A 20371-nucleotide genomic window follows, 5' to 3' on the forward strand; every position below is an offset into this window, starting at 1 on the left:
TTTTTTCTGCCGTGGATCAAGGTCCGTAGCGAGCTGCGGCGCGACAGTGGGGAAGCCAGCGTAGCCATCCCACGGAGTCCGCCATGATCCGCCACCTCCTGGTCGCCCACGACCTCACCCCGGAAGCCGACGTCGCCCTCGCCCGCGCCGCCCAGTTGGCCCGCCAGCACGATGCGCGGGTCAGTCTGCTGCACGTGTACGACCCGGGGCTATCGGCGTCGGCGGTGAAGACCGTCAGCGCCATGCTGCAACTCAAGCGCAAGGAGGCCGGCCTCGACGAGGACAGCGCCATCCACCTGTTCAGGGGCCAGCCGATCGACGGCATCCTGCAGCAGACCCGGGCGCTCGAACCGGACCTGCTGCTGATGGGCGCACACCACCAGAAGACCTTCGAACGCTTCGGCAACACCACCCTCGACCAAGTGGTGCGGCGCAGCCGGGTGCCGGTGCTGCTCGCCGTGCGCGAGGCGGACGAACCCTACCGCCAGGCGCTCAGCGCCCTGGACTTTTCCCAGTGCGCCTGTACCGCGCTGCGCCAGGCCTACCGCCTGCTGCCGGTGGAAGCCGACCTGCACGCCCTGCACGTGTTCGAGTCCCCCGACGACGGCGTGCTCGGCCTGCCCCGGCAGAATGCCGCGCACCTGGCCACCCAGGCCGGGCTGATCGAACAATTGCTGAGCGACGAGCAGGAGCGCCTGCCGGGCGTCGGGCCGCAGCTGAGCCACGAAGTGGTTCCCGGCGTGCTGCCGTACAGCCTGGACGCCGCGTTGAAGCAGCGCCAGCCGGAGCTGCTCGCCCTCGGCCGGCACAGCCGAAACGCGCTGATGCAGGCGCTGCTCGGCAACCTGGCGCAGCGTTACCTGCGCCAGCCGAGCTGCGACGTCCTGGTTACCTCGTAGAAGCGCTGCCGCAGAGGCTGCTCAGCTTTCGAGCAGCCCGTGCAACTCGACGAACTGCTGGGTCAGCTTGTGCCGCGGTTCGAGGAAGATCAGCGGGGTGCAAGCCTGGTGCGACTCGCGCATCTTCACCGAACTCATCAGGTACACCGGCAGCACCGGCAGTTCCTCCGCCACCAGCTCGTCGAGCAGTTGCTGCGGCAGGCTGGCGCGCGGCTGGAACTGGTTGACCACGATGCCCTCGACCTGCAGGTCTTCGTTGTGGTCGTCGCGCAGTTCCTCGATCTCCTGGAGAAGGCCATACAGCGCCTGGCGGGAGAAGCTGTCGCAATCGAAGGGAATCAGGCAGCGATCGGCAGCGATCAGCGCAGATACCGTGTAGAAATTCAGTGCCGGCGGGGTATCCAGGTAGATCCGATCGTAGTCTTCGTCCAGTTCGTCCAGCAATTTGCGCAGCTTGTTGATCTTGTGCTTCGACTCCAGCTTCGGCTGCAGGTCGGCCAGTTCGGGGCTGGAGGTGACGATGTGCAGGTTGTCGAACGGCGTCTCGTAGATGTCGACCCTGCCCTTCTTGCTGAAGGGCCCGGAAGACAAGGTCTGCTTGAAGAAGTCGGCGATCCCCACCGGCAGGTCCTCGCCGGTCAGTCCGGTCAGGTAGTGCGTGGAGTTGGCCTGGGCGTCCAGGTCCACCAGCAGGGTGCGATAGCCCTCCGCCGCGCTGACCGCCGCCAGGTTGCAGGCGATGCTGGACTTGCCTACCCCGCCTTTCTGATTGAACACCACGCGCCGCATGGGAAATCTCCGTGAGCCGAGCCTGATCCCGGATGATAGGCAAAGCCGCGGGCAAGCGCGAGCGCCGTCTCGGTCCTGACATAGAGCGGTTCAGCGCCGGCGCAGGCTGGCCGCCTCGCGGGTCACCAGGTCGATGAAGGACAGCGCCAGCGGCGAGCCCTCGTTCTGCCGGCGGACCAGCCATACCGCAGTCGTCGCCTCGGGATCGCTCAGGGTGCGGTAGACCACGCCGTCGACCCGGGTGCGGCGGAACGACGCCGGCAGGATCGACACCCCCAGTCCGGCCGAGACCAGGCCGATGATGGTCATCGCCTCGCTGGCCTCCTGGGCGATGCGCGGGCTGAAGCCGGCCTGTCGGGTCAGGGCGATGACCTGGTCGTAGAGCCCGGTGCCATAGCTGCGCGGGAAGAACACGAAGGGCTCCTCGGCCAGGGCGGCGATGGCCAGGCCATCCTCGCTGCCGGCCGCCAGCGGATGGTCGGCCCGCAGCACCGCCACCAGCGGTTCGCGGAACAACTCCACCCAATGCACCGCATCCGGCAGCGCCAGCGGACGGATCACGCCCACCTGCAGGCTTTCCTCGAGCAGCGCCTTGAGTACCTGGCGGCTGCTCATTTCCTGCAGGTCGAGGTGTACGTCCGGATAGGCCTTGCGGAAGGCATGGATGCTGCTGGGTATGGTCGAGGTGAAGGGTGCCGAGGAAGTGAAACCGATCTTCAGCTCGCCCAGTTCCCCCAGGTGGGCCCGACGCGCCAGCAGCACCGCCTTGTCTACCTGGGCCAGCACTTGGCGGGACTCGTCGAGGAACAGTCGGCCGGCGTCGGTGAGTTCGACGCGGCGGTTGGTGCGCTCGAACAGGCGCGCACCGATTTCCTCCTCCAGCGCCTGGATCTGCTGGCTCAACGGCGGCTGGGAGATCCCCAGGCGCTCGGCGGCGCGGCCGAAGTGCAGCTCCTCGGCGACGGCGATGAAATAGCGCAGGTGCCTGAGTTCCACGCGGCCCCTCCAATTAGGTCTTTTTACATATCAATCGTGTCGATCAATATATTGGAAATCATATAAACCTATCTATATCCTTTGCCACATAACCTCCAACAACGACCCCTTGTCCCTGAAATCCAGGTGGCGCGGCCTCGTTGTGCCTGCTCGCCACCGTCCCCAGAGGTGCCCCGTGAGCAATCCGCAAGTCCGGCCACAGGCCGAAGAAGAACCCGCGTTAATCGAGGCGGCCCGCGAAGCAGCCAACGAGGTGCTGGAAGCCGCCACCGAAGTCGAACGCTATATCGAAAAAGGCACCCCGCAGTTCATGCGCACCTCGCTGGCGCTGTTCTCCGGCGGTTTCGCCACCTTTGCCCTGCTCTACTGCATCCAGCCGATGATGCCGGTGCTGTCCAAGGCGTTTTCCATCAGCGCCGCGGAAAGCAGCCTGGCATTGTCCGTCGCCACCGCCATGCTCGCCCTTGGCCTGCTGGTCACCGGCCCGATCTCCGACGCGATCGGCCGCAAGCCGGTGATGGTCGTCTCGCTGCTGGCCGCCGCGCTGTTCACCCTCGGCAGCGCGGTGATGCCCACCTGGCATGGCGTGCTGCTGATGCGCGCGCTGGTCGGGCTGTCCTTGAGCGGCCTGGCCGCGGTGGCGATGACCTATCTCAGCGAAGAGATCCATCCGCAGCACATCGGCCTGTCGATGGGCCTGTACATCGGCGGCAACGCCATCGGCGGGATGAGCGGACGCCTGATCAGCGGCGTCCTGGTCGATTTCATCTCCTGGCATGCCGCACTGGCGGTCCTCGGCGGCCTGGCCCTGGTCGCCGCGCTGGTGTTCTGGCGCGTGCTGCCCGAGTCGAAACACTTCCGGCCGGCACCGCTGAAGCCGGCGACCCTGCTCAACGGCTACCGCTTGCACTTCCGCGACGCCGGACTGCCCTGGCTGTTCCTGATCGGCTTCCTGCTGATGGGCAGCTTCGTCACCCTGTTCAACTACATCGGCTACCGCCTGCTGGCCGAGCCCTACCACATGAGCCAGGCGGTGGTCGGCGTGCTCTCGGTGGTTTACCTCTCGGGCATCTACAGCTCGGCCTGGGTCGGTTCGCTGGCCGACAAGCTGGGGCGACGCAAGGTGCTCTGGGCGGTCATCCTGCTGATGCTCGGCGGCCTGCTGCTGACCCTGTTCGAGCCGATCCCGCTGATGCTCGCCGGCCTGCTGCTGTTCACCTTCGGCTTCTTCGGCGCGCACTCGGTGGCGAGCAGCTGGATCGGGCGCCGCGCCCTGCGCGCCAAGGGCCAGGCCTCGTCGCTCTATCTGTTCAGCTACTACGTCGGCTCGAGCCTGGCCGGCACCCTCGGCGGGGTGTTCTGGCATTACTACGGCTGGAACGGCATCGGGCTGTTCATCGGCTCGCTGCTGGTGGTCGCGGTATTGGTCTCGCTGCACCTGGCGCGCCTGCCGGCCCTGCCTGGCAACACCCTGGCGCAGCCCGCCCACTGAGTTCGAGGCGCCGGTCTCCCGGCGCCTTCACTCCGACCAGAAGCGTACTCCGGTCAGTTCTTCCGATAGCGCCCACAGCCGCGCGGCCAGCCCCAGGTCGCGCGCATTCCGCGGAATCCGCGCCGCTGCCGGATAACCGCGGGTTTCCAGCCAGCGATCCGGGCCGACATAGGCGCCGCCATACCAGCGCTGTTCGGTCAGCGCGGAAAGTGCCGGCAACGCCCCCATCTCCGCCGATTGCGCGAACGCTCCGTTGGCCACCTTCATCGCCCAGCGTCCCAGGCGCGAACCGGACATCGCCGGTGCCGCGTACTGCAGGTTGGTCGCCGCGTAGCCCGGATGCGCCGCCAGGCTCTGCAGAAGCACGCCCCGCTGGCCGGCGCGGCGCTGCAACTCCAGGCTGAACAGCAGATTGGCCTGCTTGCTGTGGCAATAGGCGAGATAGCGGTTGTAGCCGCGCTCGGCGTTGAGGTCGTCGAGCGGCAGCCGGCCGAACTGGTTGAAACCGCTGGTCATACCCACCACCCTGGGCCGTGGAGCGGCCAGCAACGAGTCCAGCAGCAGTCCCGTAAGCGCGAAGTGGCCAAGGTGATTGGTGCCCATCTGCATCTCGAAACCGTCGCGGGTACGCCGCAGGGGCAGGAACATCACTCCGGCGTTGTTGAACAAGAGATCGAGGCGTTCGTGGCGCTGGCGGAAACCGGCGGCGCAGGCGCGGATCGAGGCGAGGTCGGCCAGGTCGAGATCGGCCAGCTCCAGGCGTGCCTGGGGATACTCGTCGAGGATCGCCCGCCGCGCCCGCTCCGCCTGTTCGCGATTGCGGCAGGCCATCACCACGGTTGCCCCTTTGCCGGCCAGCGTGCGCGCCGCCTGCCAACCCAGGCCGCTGTTGGCGCCGGTGACCAGCGCCAGGCGCCCGGCCAGTTGCGGAATGTTGCGTCGTGCCCAGGGATGCATCGCTCGTTCTCCGCTTGACTGCGTTGTCGGGCAGTATCGCGGCGCCAGCCAATGCAGCGGCAGACGCGCTCGCGCCAGACTGCCGATCATTTCGGGCCAGGACACGCCAGCATGAGCCGCCGCACGGACTCCGACGCACCGACCATCACCGCCGCCTATCCGCGCCTGCTGCTCGGCCTGCTGGAGGAACGCGGCCTGGACGGACGCGCGCTGCTGCGGGAAATCGGTCTGTCGACGCTGCGACTGGAAGAGCCGGAAGCACGCGTCACATCGCAGCAGTACCAGGCGATCGCCGCCGCGGCGCTCGCGCTGAGCGGCGACCCCGGCCTCGGCGCACAGCTCGCCTTGCGCACGCCTCCCACCGCCCATGGCAGCCTGGGCTACGCGATGATGGCCTCGGCGACGCTCGGCGATGCCTTGTGCCTGGCGCTGCGCTACATGCCGCTGCTGCAGGGCAACGTCGAAATCAGCCTGCTGCGCGAGGACGAGCAGGTGATCCTGCGCCTGCTGCCAGGCCCCGCGCTCCCGCCGGCGCTGCACCGGTACTTCAGCGAAGCCCTGCTGATCGGCCTGTATCGCTCCGGCGCCTGGCTGCTCGGCGAACCGGCCCTGGTCGGCAGGCTCGACTTCGACTATCCCGAACCTGCCGTGCCTGTGCCACTGCCGCAGTGCCGCTACGACCAGGCCCACGTCCAGCTGGTGTTCCCCGCCATCCTGCTCGCCCGCTCGCTACCGATGGCCGATCCGGCTGCATTGCGCCGCGCCCGCGAACACTGCGAACGCGAACTGGCGCTGCTCGATGCCGGCCGCCGGGACATCTGCGCCCGCGTGCGGCTGGAGCTGGAACGCCAGGAACAGCGTTTCCCCAACCTGGAGGAAGTAGCCACGCGCCTGCACCTGTCCAGCCGCAGCCTCAAGCGGCATCTGCATGACGCCGGCACCAGCTTTCGCCAGTTGCTCGGCCAGGCTCGCCAGCGCCAGGCCTTGCGATTGCTGCGGCGTCCCGAGGTGTCGTTGCAGCGTATCGCCCTGTACCTGGGCTACAGCGATCCAACCAACTTCACCCGCGCCTTCAAGCGCTGGACCGGCGAGCCGCCGAGCGACACCCGCGCCCGCCTGCTGGGCGGGCAACCAGTTTCACGAACAAATGCCAAGCGCTCGACAAATCCCTCGCGTTTCCCTTGAGCGCGGCAAGCGCTGTCCTATGCTGCTGCGGCCGGCATCCGGCCGGCCTCGACAGCGATATGAAAGGGACTTTATGAAACCAGCGATCAAGCGCGCCTGCCTGCTCGGCACGGCACTGTTCTCCCTCTGCGCCAGCGCAGCCCAGGCGGCCGGCGTTCTGGTAGGAACCTGGGACCTGCGGGGCAACGGCCAGCTCGCCGCGGTCTACCGCGACGGCGCCAACCTGCAGGTGGTGGAAGGCGGCAGCACCCGCAACTACAGCTTCGGCAACGTGGTCTGGTCGGTCTTCGGCGCCACCGATACCGACGGCCAGCCCGGCGCGGAAATCCTGGTCAAGGCCGGTCCCGACATGGTGATCGTCTCCCACGCCAGCACCACCCAGCGCAAGTACCCGGTAGGCAACGTCTCCTGGGCGATCATGCGTGCCACCGACGTCGACAACGTCGCCGGCGACGAAGTCATCCTCAGCATCGGCAACGGCGTGCGCACCGTATTCGATCGCACCCGTACGCAACGCGACGCCACCTTCAGCTACAACGGCACCTGGGGCCTGTTCGACGTCGCCGACGTGGACGGCGCGCCGGGCAAGGAACTGGTGCTGAACATGGGCAACGGCGTCAAGGTCATCGACCCGCGCACCAGTGGCGCCAAGGACTTCACCTTCAGCGGCTACCACGCACTCGCACAGATCGCCGACCTCGACGGCCAGCCCGGCGCGGAGATCATCGGCCGCACCAGCACCGGCATCTACGTGATCAGCAACGCCAGTTCCCGCAAGGAATACAGCATCGGCGCCAGCGCCTGGGCACTCTATGGCGGCACCGCGGACACCGACGGCAAGCCGGGCAACGAGCTGATCGTGGTGATGCAGGGCAAGGTGCGGGTCATCCACCACGCCAGCGGCGCCAGCAGCGACTACCGCATCGGCGACGTCAACTACAGCATCGATTCGGTGGCCGACATGGATGGCCAGCCGGGCGCGGAAATCCTCGTGCGCGACGCCAACGGCAAGCTGTTCGTGATCAACGACCGCACCGGCAAGGTAAGCAACTGAGCCGGGCGGTTTGCGTAGGGCGGGTACGCCACCGGCGCGGCCCCGCCAAGCAACGCGCCGGAGGGCCGTCGGCCCGCGCATGAAAAAGGGGGGCCTCGGCTCCCCTTCTTTCGTTCCGGCTCAGCCGTGGTACTGCGCCGACAGCTCGTGCACCGCCTCGAAGAAGGCGCCGGCATGGGCCGGGTCGACTTCAGGGGTGATGCCGTGGCCGAGATTGAACACATGCCCCGTACCCTTGCCGTAGGCCGCCAGGATCCGCGCGACTTCGGCGCGTATCGCCGCCGGATTGGCGTAGAGCACCGAGGGATCCATGTTGCCTTGCAGGGCTACACGCTCACCGACACGGGCCCGGGCGCTGCCGATGTCGCAGGTCCAGTCCAGGCCCAGCGCCTCGGCGCCGACCTCGGCCATCGACTCCAGCCACAGGCCGCCTCCCTTGGTGAAGAGGATCACCGGCACCCGGCGTCCGTCGTGCTCACGGATCAATCCATCGACGATCTTGCGCATGTAGGCCAGGGAGAACTCCTGGTAGGCCGCCGCCGACAGGCTGCCGCCCCATGAGTCGAAGATCTGCACCGCCTGGGCGCCGGCGCGGATCTGCCCGTTGAGGTAGCTGGTCACCGATTGCGCCAGCTTGTCCAGCAGAGCGTGCATGGCCTTGGGGTTGTCGTAGAGCATCGCCTTGGACTTGCGGAAGTCCTTGCTCGAGCCGCCCTCGACCATGTAGGTGGCGAGGGTCCAGGGGCTGCCGGAGAAGCCGATCAGCGGTACGCGGCCGTTCAGCTCGCGGCGGATGGTGCGCACGGCGTCCATCACATAGCCCAGGTCCTGTTCCGGGTCGGGAACCGGCAGCGCCTCGATGTCGGCCAGCGACGAGACCACCTTGCGGAAGCGCGGGCCTTCGCCGGTCTCGAAGTACAGGCCCTGGCCCATGGCATCGGGAATGGTCAGGATGTCGGAGAAGAGGATCGCGGCGTCCAGCTGCGGGTAACGGTCCAGCGGCTGCAGGGTCACTTCGCAGGCCAGCTCCGGGTTCATGCACAGGCTCATGAAATCGCCGGCCTTGGCACGGGTGGCACGGTATTCCGGCAGGTAACGACCGGCCTGGCGCATCATCCAGACGGGGGTGACATCGACGGGCTGCTTGAGCAGGGCGCGGAGGAAGCGGTCGTTCTTCAGGGCAGTCATAACGGCATCCGATCAAAGGCTGCTGGCTTCACGCGGGCACGTGCGGAAGAGGGTTATCCACAGGCCGGCGGGCGAAAAGGGCCGCTATTGTCGCAAAGCACAAAACAAAAGGCACGGCGGGGGCCGTGCCTTTTGTCTATCGCGGTGATTTGTCGCAGCGCCGGTGGCGCCGCGGGTCAGACGCCAAGGTAGTCGAGGATGCCTTCGGCCGCGGTACGTCCTTCGAAGATCGCCGTCACCACCAGGTCGGAACCACGGACCATGTCGCCACCGGCGAAGATCTTCGGGTTGCTGGTCTGGTGCTTGAACTGCGCCTGCGCCGGAGCCACCACGCGGCCCTGGCTGTCGGTGGCGATCTCGAAGCGCTCGAACCACGGCGCCGGACTCGGCCGGAAGCCGAAGGCGATCAGCACGGCTTCCGCCGGGATGATCTCCTCGGAACCGGGGATCGGTTCGGGGCTGCGGCGTCCGCGGGCGTCCGGCTCGCCGAGACGGGTCTCGACCACCTTCACGCCTTCCACCCGGTCCTCGCCGACGATGGCGATGGGCTGGCGGTTGAAGAGGAACTTCACGCCCTCTTCCTTGGCGTTCTTCACTTCCTTGCGCGAGCCCGGCATGTTTTCTTCGTCACGGCGATAGGCACAGGTCACCGACTTGGCGCCCTGGCGGATCGAAGTGCGGTTGCAGTCCATCGCGGTGTCGCCGCCGCCCAGGACCACCACGCGCTTGCCCTTCATGTCGACGAAGTCCTCGGCCGACTTCTCGAAGCCGAGGTTGCGGTTCACGTTGGCGATCAGGAAGTCCAGGGCGTCGTGTACGCCCGGCAGGTCCTCGCCGGGGAAACCGCCCTTCATGTAGGTGTAGGTGCCCATCCCCATGAACACGGCATCGTACTCATCGAGCAACTGCTCCATGGTCACGTCCTTGCCGATCTCGGTGTTCAGGCGGAACTCGATGCCCATGCCGGTGAACACCTCGCGGCGACGGCTGAGGACGTGCTTCTCCAGCTTGAACTCGGGAATGCCGAAGGTCAGCAGGCCGCCGATCTCCGGGTTGCGATCGAACACCACCGGGGTCACGCCGTTGCGCACCAGCACGTCGGCGCAGCCGAGGCCGGCCGGGCCGGCACCGATCACCGCGACGCGCCTGCCGGTCGGCTTGACCTTGGACAGGTCCGGGCGCCAGCCCATGGCGAAGGCCGTATCGGTGATGTATTTCTCCACCGAGCCGATGGTCACCGCGCCAAAGCCGTCGTTGAGGGTACAGGCACCCTCGCAGAGGCGGTCCTGCGGGCAGACCCGGCCGCAGACTTCCGGCAGGGTGTTGGTCTGGTGCGACAGTTCGGCGGCGGCCAGGATGTTGCCTTCGGAAACCAGCTTCAGCCAGTTCGGGATGAAGTTGTGCACCGGGCACTTCCACTCGCAGTAGGGGTTGCCGCAGCCCAGGCAGCGGTGGGCCTGGTCGGCGGCCTGCTGCGGCTTGAACAGGTCGTGGATCTCCACGAACTCGCGCTTGCGCTGGCGCAGCAGCTTCTTCTTCGGGTCCTTGCGCCCGACTTCGATGAACTGGAAGTCGTTGTTCAGGCGGTCGGAATTCAGACGTTCAGACATATCGAAACCTCATCACAACTTCGGGCGCTTATTGCGGGTTGGCACGGGTGCTGGTCAGCAGCGAACCGAGGCTGGCCGCCTTCGGTTTCACCAGCCAGAACCGACGCAGGTAGTCATCCAGGTTTTCCAGGATGTTCGCGCCCCACTCGCTTGCCGTTTCGTTCACGTACTCGACCAGAACCTTGCGCAGGTGGCTGCGATAGGCCTCCATCGCCTCGCCGCTGATCCGCTGGATTTCCACCAGCTCGTGGTTCACGCGGTCGACGAAAGTGTTGTCCATGTCGAGGACGTAGGCGAAGCCCCCGGTCATGCCGGAGCCGAAGTTGTAGCCGGTCTTGCCCAGCACGCAGACGAAACCGCCGGTCATGTATTCGCAGCAGTGGTCGCCGGTGCCTTCCACCACCGCATGGGAACCGGAGTTGCGCACGGCGAAGCGCTCGCCGGCGGTTCCGGCGGCGAACAGCTTGCCGCCGGTGGCGCCGTACAGGCAGGTGTTGCCGACGATGGCCGATTCCTGGGTCTTGAACGGGCTGCCCTTGGGCGGGGTGATGACCAGCTTGCCGCCAGTCATGCCCTTGCCCACGTAGTCGTTGGCGTCGCCTTCCAGGTACAGGTGCAGGCCACCGGCGTTCCACACGCCGAAGCTCTGTCCCGCGGTGCCCTTGAAACGGAACACCACCGGCGTCTTGGCCATGCCCTGGTTGCCGTGCAGGCGGGCGATCTCGCCGGATACCCGCGCGCCGATGGATCGGTCGCAGTTGCAGATGTCCAGCTCGTACTCGCCGCCGCTCAGGCCTTCGATGGCGGCCTTCGACAGCTCGACCATCTTCTCGGCCAGCAGGCCCTGGTCGAACGGCGGGTTTTTCTCCACCTCGCAGAACTGCGGCTTGTCGGCCGGGATCAGGTCACTGCCCAGCAACGGAGCGAGATCCAGGTTCTGCTGCTTGGCGGTCTCGCCGGGGAGGATCTCCAGCAGGTCGGTGCGGCCGATCAGTTCGCCCAGGCTGCGCACGCCGAGGCGCGCCAGCCACTCGCGGGTTTCCGTGGCGATGAAGGTGAAGAAGTTGATCACCATCGCGGTGGTGCCGATGAAGTGGTCCTTGCGCAGCTTGTCGTTCTGCGTCGCCACGCCGGTGGCGCAGTTGTTCAGGTGGCAGATGCGCAGGTACTTGCAGCCCAGGGCGATCATCGGCGCGGTGCCGAAGCCGAAGCTCTCGGCGCCGAGGATGGCCGCCTTGATCACGTCCAGGCCGGTCTTCAGGCCGCCATCGGTCTGCACCCGGACCTTGCCGCGCAGGTCGTTGCCGCGCAGGGTCTGGTGGGTTTCCGCCAGGCCCAGTTCCCAGGGCGAGCCGGCGTACTTGATCGAGGTGATCGGCGAGGCGCCGGTACCGCCGTCGTAGCCGGAGATGGTGATCAAGTCCGCATAGGCCTTGGCCACGCCGGCGGCGATGGTGCCGACGCCAGGCTCGGATACCAGCTTCACCGATACCAGCGCCTGCGGGTTGACCTGCTTGAGGTCGAAGATCAGTTGCGCCAGGTCTTCGATGGAGTAGATGTCGTGGTGCGGCGGCGGCGAGATCAGGGTCACGCCGGGCACCGCATAGCGCAGGCGGGCGATCAGGCCGTTGACCTTGCCGCCCGGCAACTGGCCGCCCTCGCCGGGCTTGGCGCCCTGGGCCACCTTGATCTGCAGGACCTCGGCGTTGACCAGGTATTCCGGGGTCACGCCGAAGCGGCCGGTAGCCACCTGCTTGATCTTCGAACTCTTCAGCGTGCCGTAGCGCGCCGGGTCCTCGCCGCCCTCGCCGGAGTTGGAGCGACCGCCCAGGGTGTTCATCGCCTCGGCCAGCGCCTCGTGGGCCTCCGGCGACAGCGCGCCGAGGGAAATCCCGGCGGCATCGAAGCGCTTGAAGATGGCTTCCAGCGGCTCCACCTCGTCGAGCGCCAGCGGCTGCGCGGCGGTCTTCACCTGCAACAGGTCGCGGATCATCGACACCGGGCGCTGGTCCACCAGCGCGGTGTATTCCTTGAACTTCTCGTAGTCGCCCTGCTGCACGGCAGCCTGCAGGGTATTCACCACATCCGGGTTGTAGGCGTGGTATTCGCCGCCATAGACGAACTTCAGCAAGCCGCCCTGCTGGATCGGCTTGCGGTTGCTCCAGGCCTCGGCGGCCAGGAGCTTCTGCTCGTTCTCGATATCGACGAAGCGCGCACCCTGGATGCGGCTGGCGACTCCGGTGAAGCACAGGCCGGTGACCTCGTCGGACAGGCCCACCGCCTCGAACAGCTGCGCGCCACGGTAGGACGCGACGGTGGAGATGCCCATCTTCGAGAGAATCTTCATCAGGCCCTTGGAGATCCCCTTGCGGTAGTACTTGAACACCTCGTAGAGATCGCCCAGCACTTCACCGGTGCGGATCAGGTCGGCCAGCACCTCGTAGGCGAGGAACGGATAGACCGCCGAGGCGCCGAAGCCGATCAGCACCGCGAAATGGTGCGGATCGCGGGCGGTGGCGGTCTCCACCAGGATGTTGGAGTCGCAGCGCAGCCCGGTCTGCACCAGACGGTGGTGCACCGCGCCGACAGCCAGGGCAGCATGCACCGGCAGTTTGCCGGGAGCGATATGGCGGTCGCTGAGGATCAGCAGCACCTTGCCGCCGCGCACGGCTTCCTCGGCCTGGTCGGCGATGTTGCGCACCGCGGCCTCCAGGCCCATCGACTCGTCGTAGTTGAGGTCGATGAAGTGGCGGTCGAAGCCCGGGCGGTCCAGGGTCATGATGGTCCGCCACTTCGCCGGCGAGATCACCGGAGTGGTGAGGATCGCCTGGTTGGCATGGTGCGGGGCTTCCTCGAAGATGTTCTGCTCGACGCCCAGGCAGGTTTCCAGGGACATCACGATGGCTTCGCGCAGCGGGTCGATCGGCGGGTTGGTGACCTGGGCGAATTGCTGGCGGAAGTAATCGTACGGAGAGCGGATGCGCCGGGAGAGGATCGCCATCGGCGTATCGTCGCCCATGGAGCCCACCGCTTCCTGGCCCTGCTCGCCGAGCGGACGCAGCACCTGGTCACGCTCCTCGAAGGTGACCTGGAACATCTTCATGAATTGCTTGAGCTGGTCGGCGTCGTAGCTGGCCACGCCATGGTCGTCGTCCAGGGTCGCCTGGATGCGCAGGGCATTCTGCCGCAGCCATTGCTTGTAGGGATGGCGCGACTTCAGGCGGTTGTCGATGTCGTCGCTGTGCAGGACCTGGCCGGTCTCGGTGTCCACCGCGAGGATCTGCCCCGGACCGACGCGACCCTTGGCGATGACGTCCTCGGGCTTGTAGTCCCAGACGCCGATCTCCGAGGCCAGGGTGATGTAGCCGTTCTTCGTGGTGACCCAGCGCGACGGGCGCAGGCCATTGCGGTCGAGCAGGCAGACGGCATAGCGACCGTCGGTCAGCACGACGCCGGCGGGGCCATCCCAGGGCTCCATGTGCAGCGAGTTGTACTCGTAGAACGCGCGCAGGTCGGCGTCCATGGTCTCGACGTTCTGCCAGGCCGGCGGGATGATCATGCGCAGGCCGCGGAACAGGTCCATGCCGCCGGTGACCATCAGTTCGAGCATGTTGTCCATGCTCGACGAGTCGGAGCCGACGCGGTTCACCAGCGGGCCTAGCTCTTCCAGGTCGGGGATCAGTTCGTTGGTGAACTTGGTCCGCCGCGCCTGGGCCCAGTTGCGGTTGCCGGTGATGGTGTTGATCTCGCCGTTGTGGGCGAGGAAGCGGAAAGGCTGCGCCAGCGGCCATTTCGGCAGGGTGTTGGTGGAGAAGCGCTGGTGGAATACGCAGATCGCGGTCTGCAGGCGCTCGTCGCCAAGGTCCGGATAGAAGGCGGCCAGGTCGGCCGGCATCATCAGGCCCTTATAGATGATGGTCTTGTGCGAAAAGCTGCAGATGTAGTGGTCGCTGTCGGCGGCGTTGGCCACCGACGAGCGGCGCCGTGCGCTGAACAGCTTGATGGCGAAGTCCTGGTCGCTCAGGCCGGCGCCGCCGATGAACACCTGTTCGATCTGCGGCAGGCGCTCCAGCGCCAGGCGGCCGAGAACGCTGGTATCGATCGGCACCTTGCGCCAGCCGACCAGCTCCAGTCCGGCGGCGACGATCTCGCGATTCATGTTCTCGCGTGCCGCCTCGGCTTTCACCGGGTCCTGGTTGAAGAACACCATGCCCACCGCGTATTGCTCGGGCAGGTCGACAGAAAAGGCTTCCCTGGCGACGGCACGCAGGAACAGGTCGGGCTTCTGGATCAGCAGCCCGCAGCCGTCCCCGGTCTTGCCATCGGCATTGATCCCACCGCGGTGGGTCATGCAGGTCAGTGCTTCGATTGCGGTTTGCAGAAGTTGATGGCTCGGCTCGCCCTGCATATGGGCGATCAGGCCAAATCCGCAGTTATCCTTGAACGTTTCAGGATGGTACAGACCTGCTTTCATAAGGAACTCTCACCGGCAAAACTTTTTTAGTCATCTACTTCGCCTGTCACCCGCTCATGCGGCGAGTTTTCGACAGGCAAAGGGAGGCCATTGTACATAGGTGCACAAGGCCTCACAAATTTTGCGGCGAGAAAATGAAATTCAATGTCGCCAAAATGAAAGACGAAACCCGCCGGTCATGCTAACGACTAGCGAGTTTCGTCAAAAGGCGACGGCAGGTCGGATCAATGCGCCTGGCCGATCTCCTGCTGGATGCTGGCGAAGGTACGCGGCCACGGCTTGCCGGCCTGCACCTTGGACGGCAGTTTTTTCACTGCGGCCAGGGCGGCGGCACGATTCGGGAAGCTGCCATAGGTGACGACGTAGAACGGCTTGCCTTGCAGGGTTTTCTTGAAGTAGCGGAAATCGCCGCCGCCCTGCTGGCGAATGAACGCCTGGGCATTGGCTTCGGAGCCGGTACCGAGGATCTGCAGGGCGAAGTTACCACCAGACTGGTTGCGATACCACTGGCTTCCCGCACCGCCACCGCTGGCCGGCTTGGCGGCCGGAGCCGGGGCCGGCTTCGCCGCGGCGGTGGTGGCCGGCTTGCTCGCCGCCGGCTTGGCCGGAGCGGGGGCCGGGGCCGGCTTGCTGGCCGGGGCGCTGGCGACCGGCGCGGCCGGTGCCGGGGTCTGCGCCGGAGTCGGGGTCGCCGCAGGCGCGGTCGGTTCGGTCGGCGCCGGCGGCACCGGATGCATCGGCGTGACGCCGTTGTTGGCCAGCGGCGTCACCGGAGGAGCCGAGCTGGAAACGGTAGGCGGCACCGCGGCGGACGGCAGGCCGCCTTCGTCGTCGCCACCTTGCCCGGCGGCCTGGGCCAGCGGCTCGCGAATGACCGGCTGCGACTCGCCGACCAACGGTAGCGGCAACGGCTGGCTGGAGCCGTTGAACTCCACGGCCGGGCCGCTGCCCGGCTGCTGGGCCTGGGCCGGCGTAGCGCCATTCATGGACAATTCGGTAGAGGCGGTCTGCGGCGCCTCCGGCTTGCTCTTGCCTTGCATGAACCAGGCGGCGATCACGCCGATGGCCACGACCGCAAGAATCACCAGATGCTTCTTGGGCAAGTTGAAAGACCCTCCGGTTGCCTTGCGCGCTGCGCCACGATTGGCCAGCATCGCTTCGATCAGGGCATCGCGGGCGACCTGGTTGATCGCTCCCGGCCAGCCTTCCGACTGCTCGTGGATGTCCACCAGCAGGTCGTTGGAAATCAGCTCGATGCCCTGCCCGGCGCCCTCGAGACGCTGGGCCAGGTAGTCGCGGGTTTCCTCTTCGCTGTATGGCTGCAACTCGATGGCATGGAAGCGCTCCTCACCCTCGGAAAACACCTCCAGGCGCGGCAGCAACGACGGCTCACCGAACAGGAATACATGCAGGCGTCCCTCGTTGGTGCCGGAAGCCAGCAGCAACAGCACTTCCAGCGCGCTGTCCTGGAGCTGCTCGGCATCGTCCACCATCAGGTAGACGTCCTGCCCGGTGATCGCCAGCTGCGCCACCTTGGTCAGGATCGCCTCCAGGCTCGCCTGGTTGATGCTCAGGCCCTGCGCCACCTGGCGCAGCAACGAAGTCTCGTCGGCGGCGGTGCGCGCCGAGATCACCACGCTGAGGACCGCATCCTTGTTGGTGCTGGCCACCAGCGCCTGGCGCAGCAGGGTCTTGCCGCTGCCCAGGGGCCCGGTGACCAGCAGCAGGAGCTGGCTGTAGCGGGCCAGATGGTGCAACTGGCCGAGCACCGGCTTGCGCTGCGCCGGGAAGAACTTGAAACCCGGAACGCGCGGCGCGAACGGGTCGTGACTGAATTGGTAGTGGCCCAGGAAGGCCTCATCGGCATGCAAGCTGGTCATGGGACCTCATTCATCTCCAAGCTGGTCGGCCAAGGCCCGATAGTCGGTGCGCAGGGTCGCGTCCAAGATCTCACGGGGAAAATCGCCGGTGACCACGGCATTCCCCAGTCCTTGCAGCAAAACCAGACGCAGGCGGCCATCGAGCACTTTCTTGTCGACGGCCATGTGTTCCATAAAATCTTCCGCCGTCATCTCGGCCGGCGGTACCACGGGCAGGCCAGCCCGGCGCAGCAGACGGATACCGCGATCGCGCTCGGCGGCGCTCAGCCAACCCAACCGATGCGACATCTCGAGTGCCATCACGGTTCCCGCCCCTACCGCTTCGCCGTGCAACCAGACGCCGTAACCTTGCTGGGTCTCGATCGCGTGACCGAAGGTATGGCCGAGGTTCAGCGTGGCACGCACGCCCGACTCGCGCTCGTCGGCGCCCACCACGCGGGCCTTCGCCGCGCAAGAGCGCTCGATGGCCTCGGTGACAACGGTCGGCTCCAGTGCCAGCAAGGCATCCATGTGCTCTTCCAGCCAGGTGATGAACGGTTCGTCGCAAATGAAACCGTACTTGATCACCTCCGCCAGCCCGGCGGACAGCTCGCGGGACGGCAGCGTCTTCAGCGACGCGGTGTCGATGACCACCGCCTGGGGCTGGTAGAACGCACCGATCATGTTCTTGCCCAACGGATGGTTGATCCCGGTCTTGCCGCCCACCGAGGAGTCGACCTGGGACAACAGGGTGGTCGGCACCTGGATGAAGTTGACCCCACGCTGGTAGCAGGCCGCGGCGAAACCGGCCATGTCACCGATGACGCCGCCGCCCAGGGCGATCAGGGTAGTCTTGCGGTCATGCCGCTCCTTCAGCAGGGCATCGAAGATCAGTTGCAGGGTTTCCCACTGCTTGTAGGCCTCGCCGTCGGGCAGCACCACAGGGGTGACCTCGTGGCCTTGCAGTGCCTTGAGCAGGGTTTCCAGATAGAGAGGAGCGACCGTTTCGTTGCTGATCACCGCGACCCGGCGACCGACGATATGCGGCGCGAACCAGCGGGCGTCGCCCAGCAGGTTTTCACCGATGTAAATGGGATAGCTACGCTCGCCTAGATCGACGTGAAGTGTGCGCATGAGGCCCCCAGACAGGAAAGGGCAATAGGATAACGCAATTCGCCGCGCCTCAGCGGGGCGGCAACTTGCGCAGGCGTTCGAGAATTTCCTGGACGACCAGGCGCGGCGGCCTTTCGTCGGTCTCCACCACCACATCGGCGATTTCGCGGTAGAGCGGGTCGCGCAGCGCCATCAGGTCGCGGAGGATCTGTCCCGGGTTGGGCTTCTGCAACAAGGGGCGGTTGCGGTCCCGCGCCGTGCGCGCGATCTGGTGCTCGACCGAGGCATGCAGGTACACAACCCGGCCACCGGCGCGCAGCACCTGGCGGTTACCGTCGCGCATCACCGCCCCGCCGCCGGTGGCGATCACCATGCCGTCGGCGGCGCAGAGTTCGGTGAGCATGGCCTGCTCGCGCTCGCGGAAACCGACCTCGCCCTCGACATCGAAGATCCATGGGATATTCGCGCCGCACCGCTGTTCGATCTCCTTGTCGGAGTCCTTGAACGCGAGATGCAGCTCCTTGGCGAGCAGGCGCCCGATGGTGCTCTTTCCAGCACCCATCGGGCCGACGAGGATCAGGTTGACCACGTTGTTCGATATCAGCGACCGATTGCGATGGCCTGATTATTCATGATCCGCGGTGTCAGGAAAACCAGAAGTTCGTTTTTCACGTCCGAGACCGTATCGCGCCGGAACAGCCGCCCCAGGTAAGGCAGGTCGCCGAGGAACGGCACCTTGTCCACCGACTTGCTCTGGGTGTTGCTGAACACGCCGCCGATGACGATGGTCTCGCCGTCGTTGACCAGGATCTTGGCGTTGACCTCGTTCTTGTTGATCGGCGGTACGCCGTTCAGTGCGCGATCGAAGTCCGGCGCATCCTTGGTCACCTTCACTTCGACGATGATCCGGTTGTCCGGGGTGATCTGCGGGGTCACCTCGAGGGACAGCGCGGCCTCCTTGAACGAGGTGCTGGTAGCGCCGCTGGAGCTGGCCTCCTGGTAGGGTACTTCCTGGCCCTTGAGGATCTTCGCGGTTTCCTTGTCCGAGGTCACGACCTTGGGCTGGGAGACGATCTCGCCGTTGCCGGTCTTTTCCATCGCCGACAGTTGCAGGTCGAGGATGATGTTGTCGGTGATGAAGCCGATGCCGATCCCGGAAGTGGCATCCTTGGCGCCGATGTCGACGAACGGCGACGGCGACTTGCTGGTTCCCGTGGTGGGGAAAGTACAGTTGCCGGCGATCGGGCCGCAGTTCATGCCGTCCTCGTCCTTGATCCCGATATTGCCGTCCTTGCCGTAGCCGTTCCAGTTGCCCTTGTGATAAGCGCCGCCCCAGCGCACACCGAGGCTCTTGTCGTAACCGACGTTGGCCTCGACGATGCGTGCCTCGATCATCACCTGGCGCACCGGAATATCCAGCTGCGAAACGATCCGCCGCAGTTCGTCCAGTCGCTCCTGGGGCTGATAGGCGATGATGCTGTTGGTGCGGTCGTCGACGGTGATCGAGCCGCGCCCGCCTTCCTTGCCTTCCTGGCCACCATCGCTGGTCACCGACTGGAACAGCTTGGCGATGTCCGCGGCCTTGGCGTAGTTCACCTGGATCAGTTCCCGACGCAGTGGCGCCAACTCGGCGATCTGCTTCTGCGCTTCCAGCTCCTGGCGCTCACGGGCGGCGATCTCGTCGGCCGGGGCCACCAGCAGCACGTTGCCGAGCTTGCGCTTGTCCAGGCCCTTGGTCTTCAGCACCAGGTCCAGCGCCTGGTCCCACGGCACGTTCTGCAGGCGCAGGGTGATATTGCCCTGCACGGTATCCGAGGCCACCAGGTTCAGGTCGGTGAAGTCGGCGATCAGCTGCAGTACCGAACGCACGTCGATGTCCTGGAAGTTCAGCGACAGTTTCTCACCGGTATAGGCGAAATTGTCCTTCTTGCGCCGCTCGGCGTCTTCCGTGGTCATCGGCTTGATGCTGACGGTCAGGCGATTGTCGGTCTGGTAGACCAGATAGTCGTAGAGCCCGCTCGGTTCGATGGTGATGCTGGTACGGTCGGATTGCGCGCTGGCGTTGACGAACTGCACCGGCGTGGCGAAGTCCTTGACGTCCAGGCGAACCCGCAGCGCATCCGGCAGCTGGGTCTTGGCGAAGTCCAGGCGGATCTTGCCGCCCTGTTCTTGAATATCCGGGCTCAAGGTCGGGTCGGACAGGTCGATGACCACGTTGCCCTCGCCCTTTTCGCCACGCTGGAAATCGATGTTGCGGATGGCACGACCCGCCGGCACGTACGGCTTGGGCTTGATCGGCTGGGCATAGCTGGCCGGAGCCGGGCTTGCCTTGACCGGAGCGGCGGAAGCGACGCTGGCGCCGGCCGGCGAATTGCCGACCACCACGAAGAGGTTGTTGCCTTCCACCCGGGTGGTGTAGGACGACAGCGTGGTCAGGTTGATGATCAACCGTGTGCGATCCTTCGCCTCGACCACCGTGACGCTGCGCGTATTGCCCACGCTCAGCTCGCGATTCTTGGTGCCGAGTTTGTTCTGCACCCCCGGCAGATCGAGGGCGATTCGCGCCGGCTGCTCGATGGTATAGCCACGCGGCGCGGCGACGGGCTCGTCGAACTGCAGCTTTAGCTCGACCCGGTCGCCAGGCAGTGCCGCCACGTCGAGTTTCTCCAGGTCCGCGGCGAGCAATGCCGGCGCGAACATGGCGGCCAGCAAAGCGATCCCGAGGCGCGAGAGGCCACTGTTCATCGTCCGACTC

At 66.1% G+C, this 20371-nt stretch carries 14 protein-coding genes; 4 read left to right on the forward strand and 10 right to left on the reverse strand.

Translation table 11 applies throughout. The features are described from left to right. Positions 1-83 precede the first annotated feature (83 nt). On the forward strand, positions 84-899 hold the full coding sequence (locus tag HMPREF2914_RS02790) for a universal stress protein (RefSeq protein ID WP_003095811.1): 816 nt from the start codon (positions 84-86) through the stop codon (positions 897-899). A 21-nt stretch (positions 900-920) separates the two neighbouring features. On the opposite strand, the gene HMPREF2914_RS02795 is transcribed toward HMPREF2914_RS02790, so the two are convergent. Together HMPREF2914_RS02795 and HMPREF2914_RS02800 are read right to left on the reverse strand one after the other, a co-directional pair. Beyond that, the gene (locus HMPREF2914_RS02795; protein WP_003095812.1) at positions 921-1688 is read right to left on the reverse strand and encodes a ParA family protein; all 768 of its coding nucleotides are present in this window, start codon (positions 1686-1688) and stop codon (positions 921-923) included. A 90-nt stretch (positions 1689-1778) separates the two neighbouring features. Then, the gene (locus HMPREF2914_RS02800) at positions 1779-2684 is read right to left on the reverse strand and encodes a LysR family transcriptional regulator (RefSeq protein WP_003095817.1); all 906 of its coding nucleotides are present in this window, start codon (positions 2682-2684) and stop codon (positions 1779-1781) included. A 175-nt stretch (positions 2685-2859) separates the two neighbouring features. On the opposite strand from HMPREF2914_RS02800, the gene HMPREF2914_RS02805 reads away from it, so the two are divergent. Then, positions 2860-4176 (forward strand): MFS transporter, encoded by a 1317-nt coding sequence (locus tag HMPREF2914_RS02805; RefSeq protein ID WP_003095819.1) that lies wholly within the window; start codon positions 2860-2862, stop codon positions 4174-4176. A 27-nt stretch (positions 4177-4203) separates the two neighbouring features. Here the strand turns inward: HMPREF2914_RS02805 and HMPREF2914_RS02810 are convergent, their stop codons facing one another. Next, positions 4204-5133 (reverse strand): oxidoreductase, encoded by a 930-nt coding sequence (locus HMPREF2914_RS02810; RefSeq protein WP_003095820.1) that lies wholly within the window; start codon positions 5131-5133, stop codon positions 4204-4206. 111 nt (positions 5134-5244) lie between these two features. Here HMPREF2914_RS02810 and HMPREF2914_RS02815 point away from each other — a divergent pair, with 111 nt between their 5' ends. After that, positions 5245-6318, forward strand: a complete 1074-nt coding sequence (locus HMPREF2914_RS02815; RefSeq protein WP_003095821.1) for an AraC family transcriptional regulator — start codon at positions 5245-5247, stop codon at positions 6316-6318. Between the two features lie 73 nt (positions 6319-6391). Then, positions 6392-7372 (forward strand): PA5033 family protein, encoded by a 981-nt coding sequence (locus tag HMPREF2914_RS02820; RefSeq protein ID WP_023092704.1) that lies wholly within the window; start codon positions 6392-6394, stop codon positions 7370-7372. Positions 7373-7492: 120 nt separating this feature from the next. Here HMPREF2914_RS02820 and hemE read toward each other — a convergent pair whose 3' ends face one another. The 7 genes from hemE to pilQ all read right to left on the reverse strand — a co-directional run bounded on the left by hemE (position 7493) and on the right by pilQ (position 20361). After that, on the reverse strand, positions 7493-8560 hold the full coding sequence (gene hemE, locus HMPREF2914_RS02825; RefSeq protein WP_019486037.1) for a uroporphyrinogen decarboxylase: 1068 nt from the start codon (positions 8558-8560) through the stop codon (positions 7493-7495). Between the two features lie 176 nt (positions 8561-8736). Beyond that, complete coding sequence (locus HMPREF2914_RS02830; protein WP_003095829.1) at positions 8737-10170, reverse strand: FAD-dependent oxidoreductase; 1434 nt, start codon at positions 10168-10170, stop codon at positions 8737-8739. A 28-nt stretch (positions 10171-10198) separates the two neighbouring features. Continuing rightward, positions 10199-14644 carry a glutamate synthase large subunit gene (gene gltB, locus HMPREF2914_RS02835; protein WP_023092705.1) on the reverse strand — a complete coding sequence of 1482 codons (4446 nt, stop codon included), beginning with the start codon at positions 14642-14644 and terminating at the stop codon, positions 10199-10201. A gap of 224 nt (positions 14645-14868) precedes the next feature. Further along, positions 14869-16524, reverse strand: coding sequence for an AAA family ATPase (locus HMPREF2914_RS02840; protein WP_003141778.1), 1656 nt, complete (start codon positions 16522-16524; stop codon positions 14869-14871). Positions 16525-16530: 6 nt separating this feature from the next. Continuing rightward, positions 16531-17637, reverse strand: a complete 1107-nt coding sequence (gene aroB, locus HMPREF2914_RS02845; protein WP_003107839.1) for a 3-dehydroquinate synthase — start codon at positions 17635-17637, stop codon at positions 16531-16533. A 49-nt stretch (positions 17638-17686) separates the two neighbouring features. Further along, positions 17687-18205 (reverse strand): shikimate kinase AroK, encoded by a 519-nt coding sequence (gene aroK, locus HMPREF2914_RS02850; RefSeq protein ID WP_003095833.1) that lies wholly within the window; start codon positions 18203-18205, stop codon positions 17687-17689. 11 nt (positions 18206-18216) lie between these two features. After that, positions 18217-20361 (reverse strand): type 4a pilus secretin PilQ, encoded by a 2145-nt coding sequence (pilQ, locus tag HMPREF2914_RS02855; protein ID WP_003095835.1) that lies wholly within the window; start codon positions 20359-20361, stop codon positions 18217-18219. Positions 20362-20371 lie beyond the last annotated feature (10 nt).

Origin of the sequence: Pseudomonas sp. HMSC067G02 (assembly GCF_001813485.1) — a bacterium.
GTDB lineage: Bacteria > Pseudomonadota > Gammaproteobacteria > Pseudomonadales > Pseudomonadaceae > Pseudomonas > Pseudomonas aeruginosa.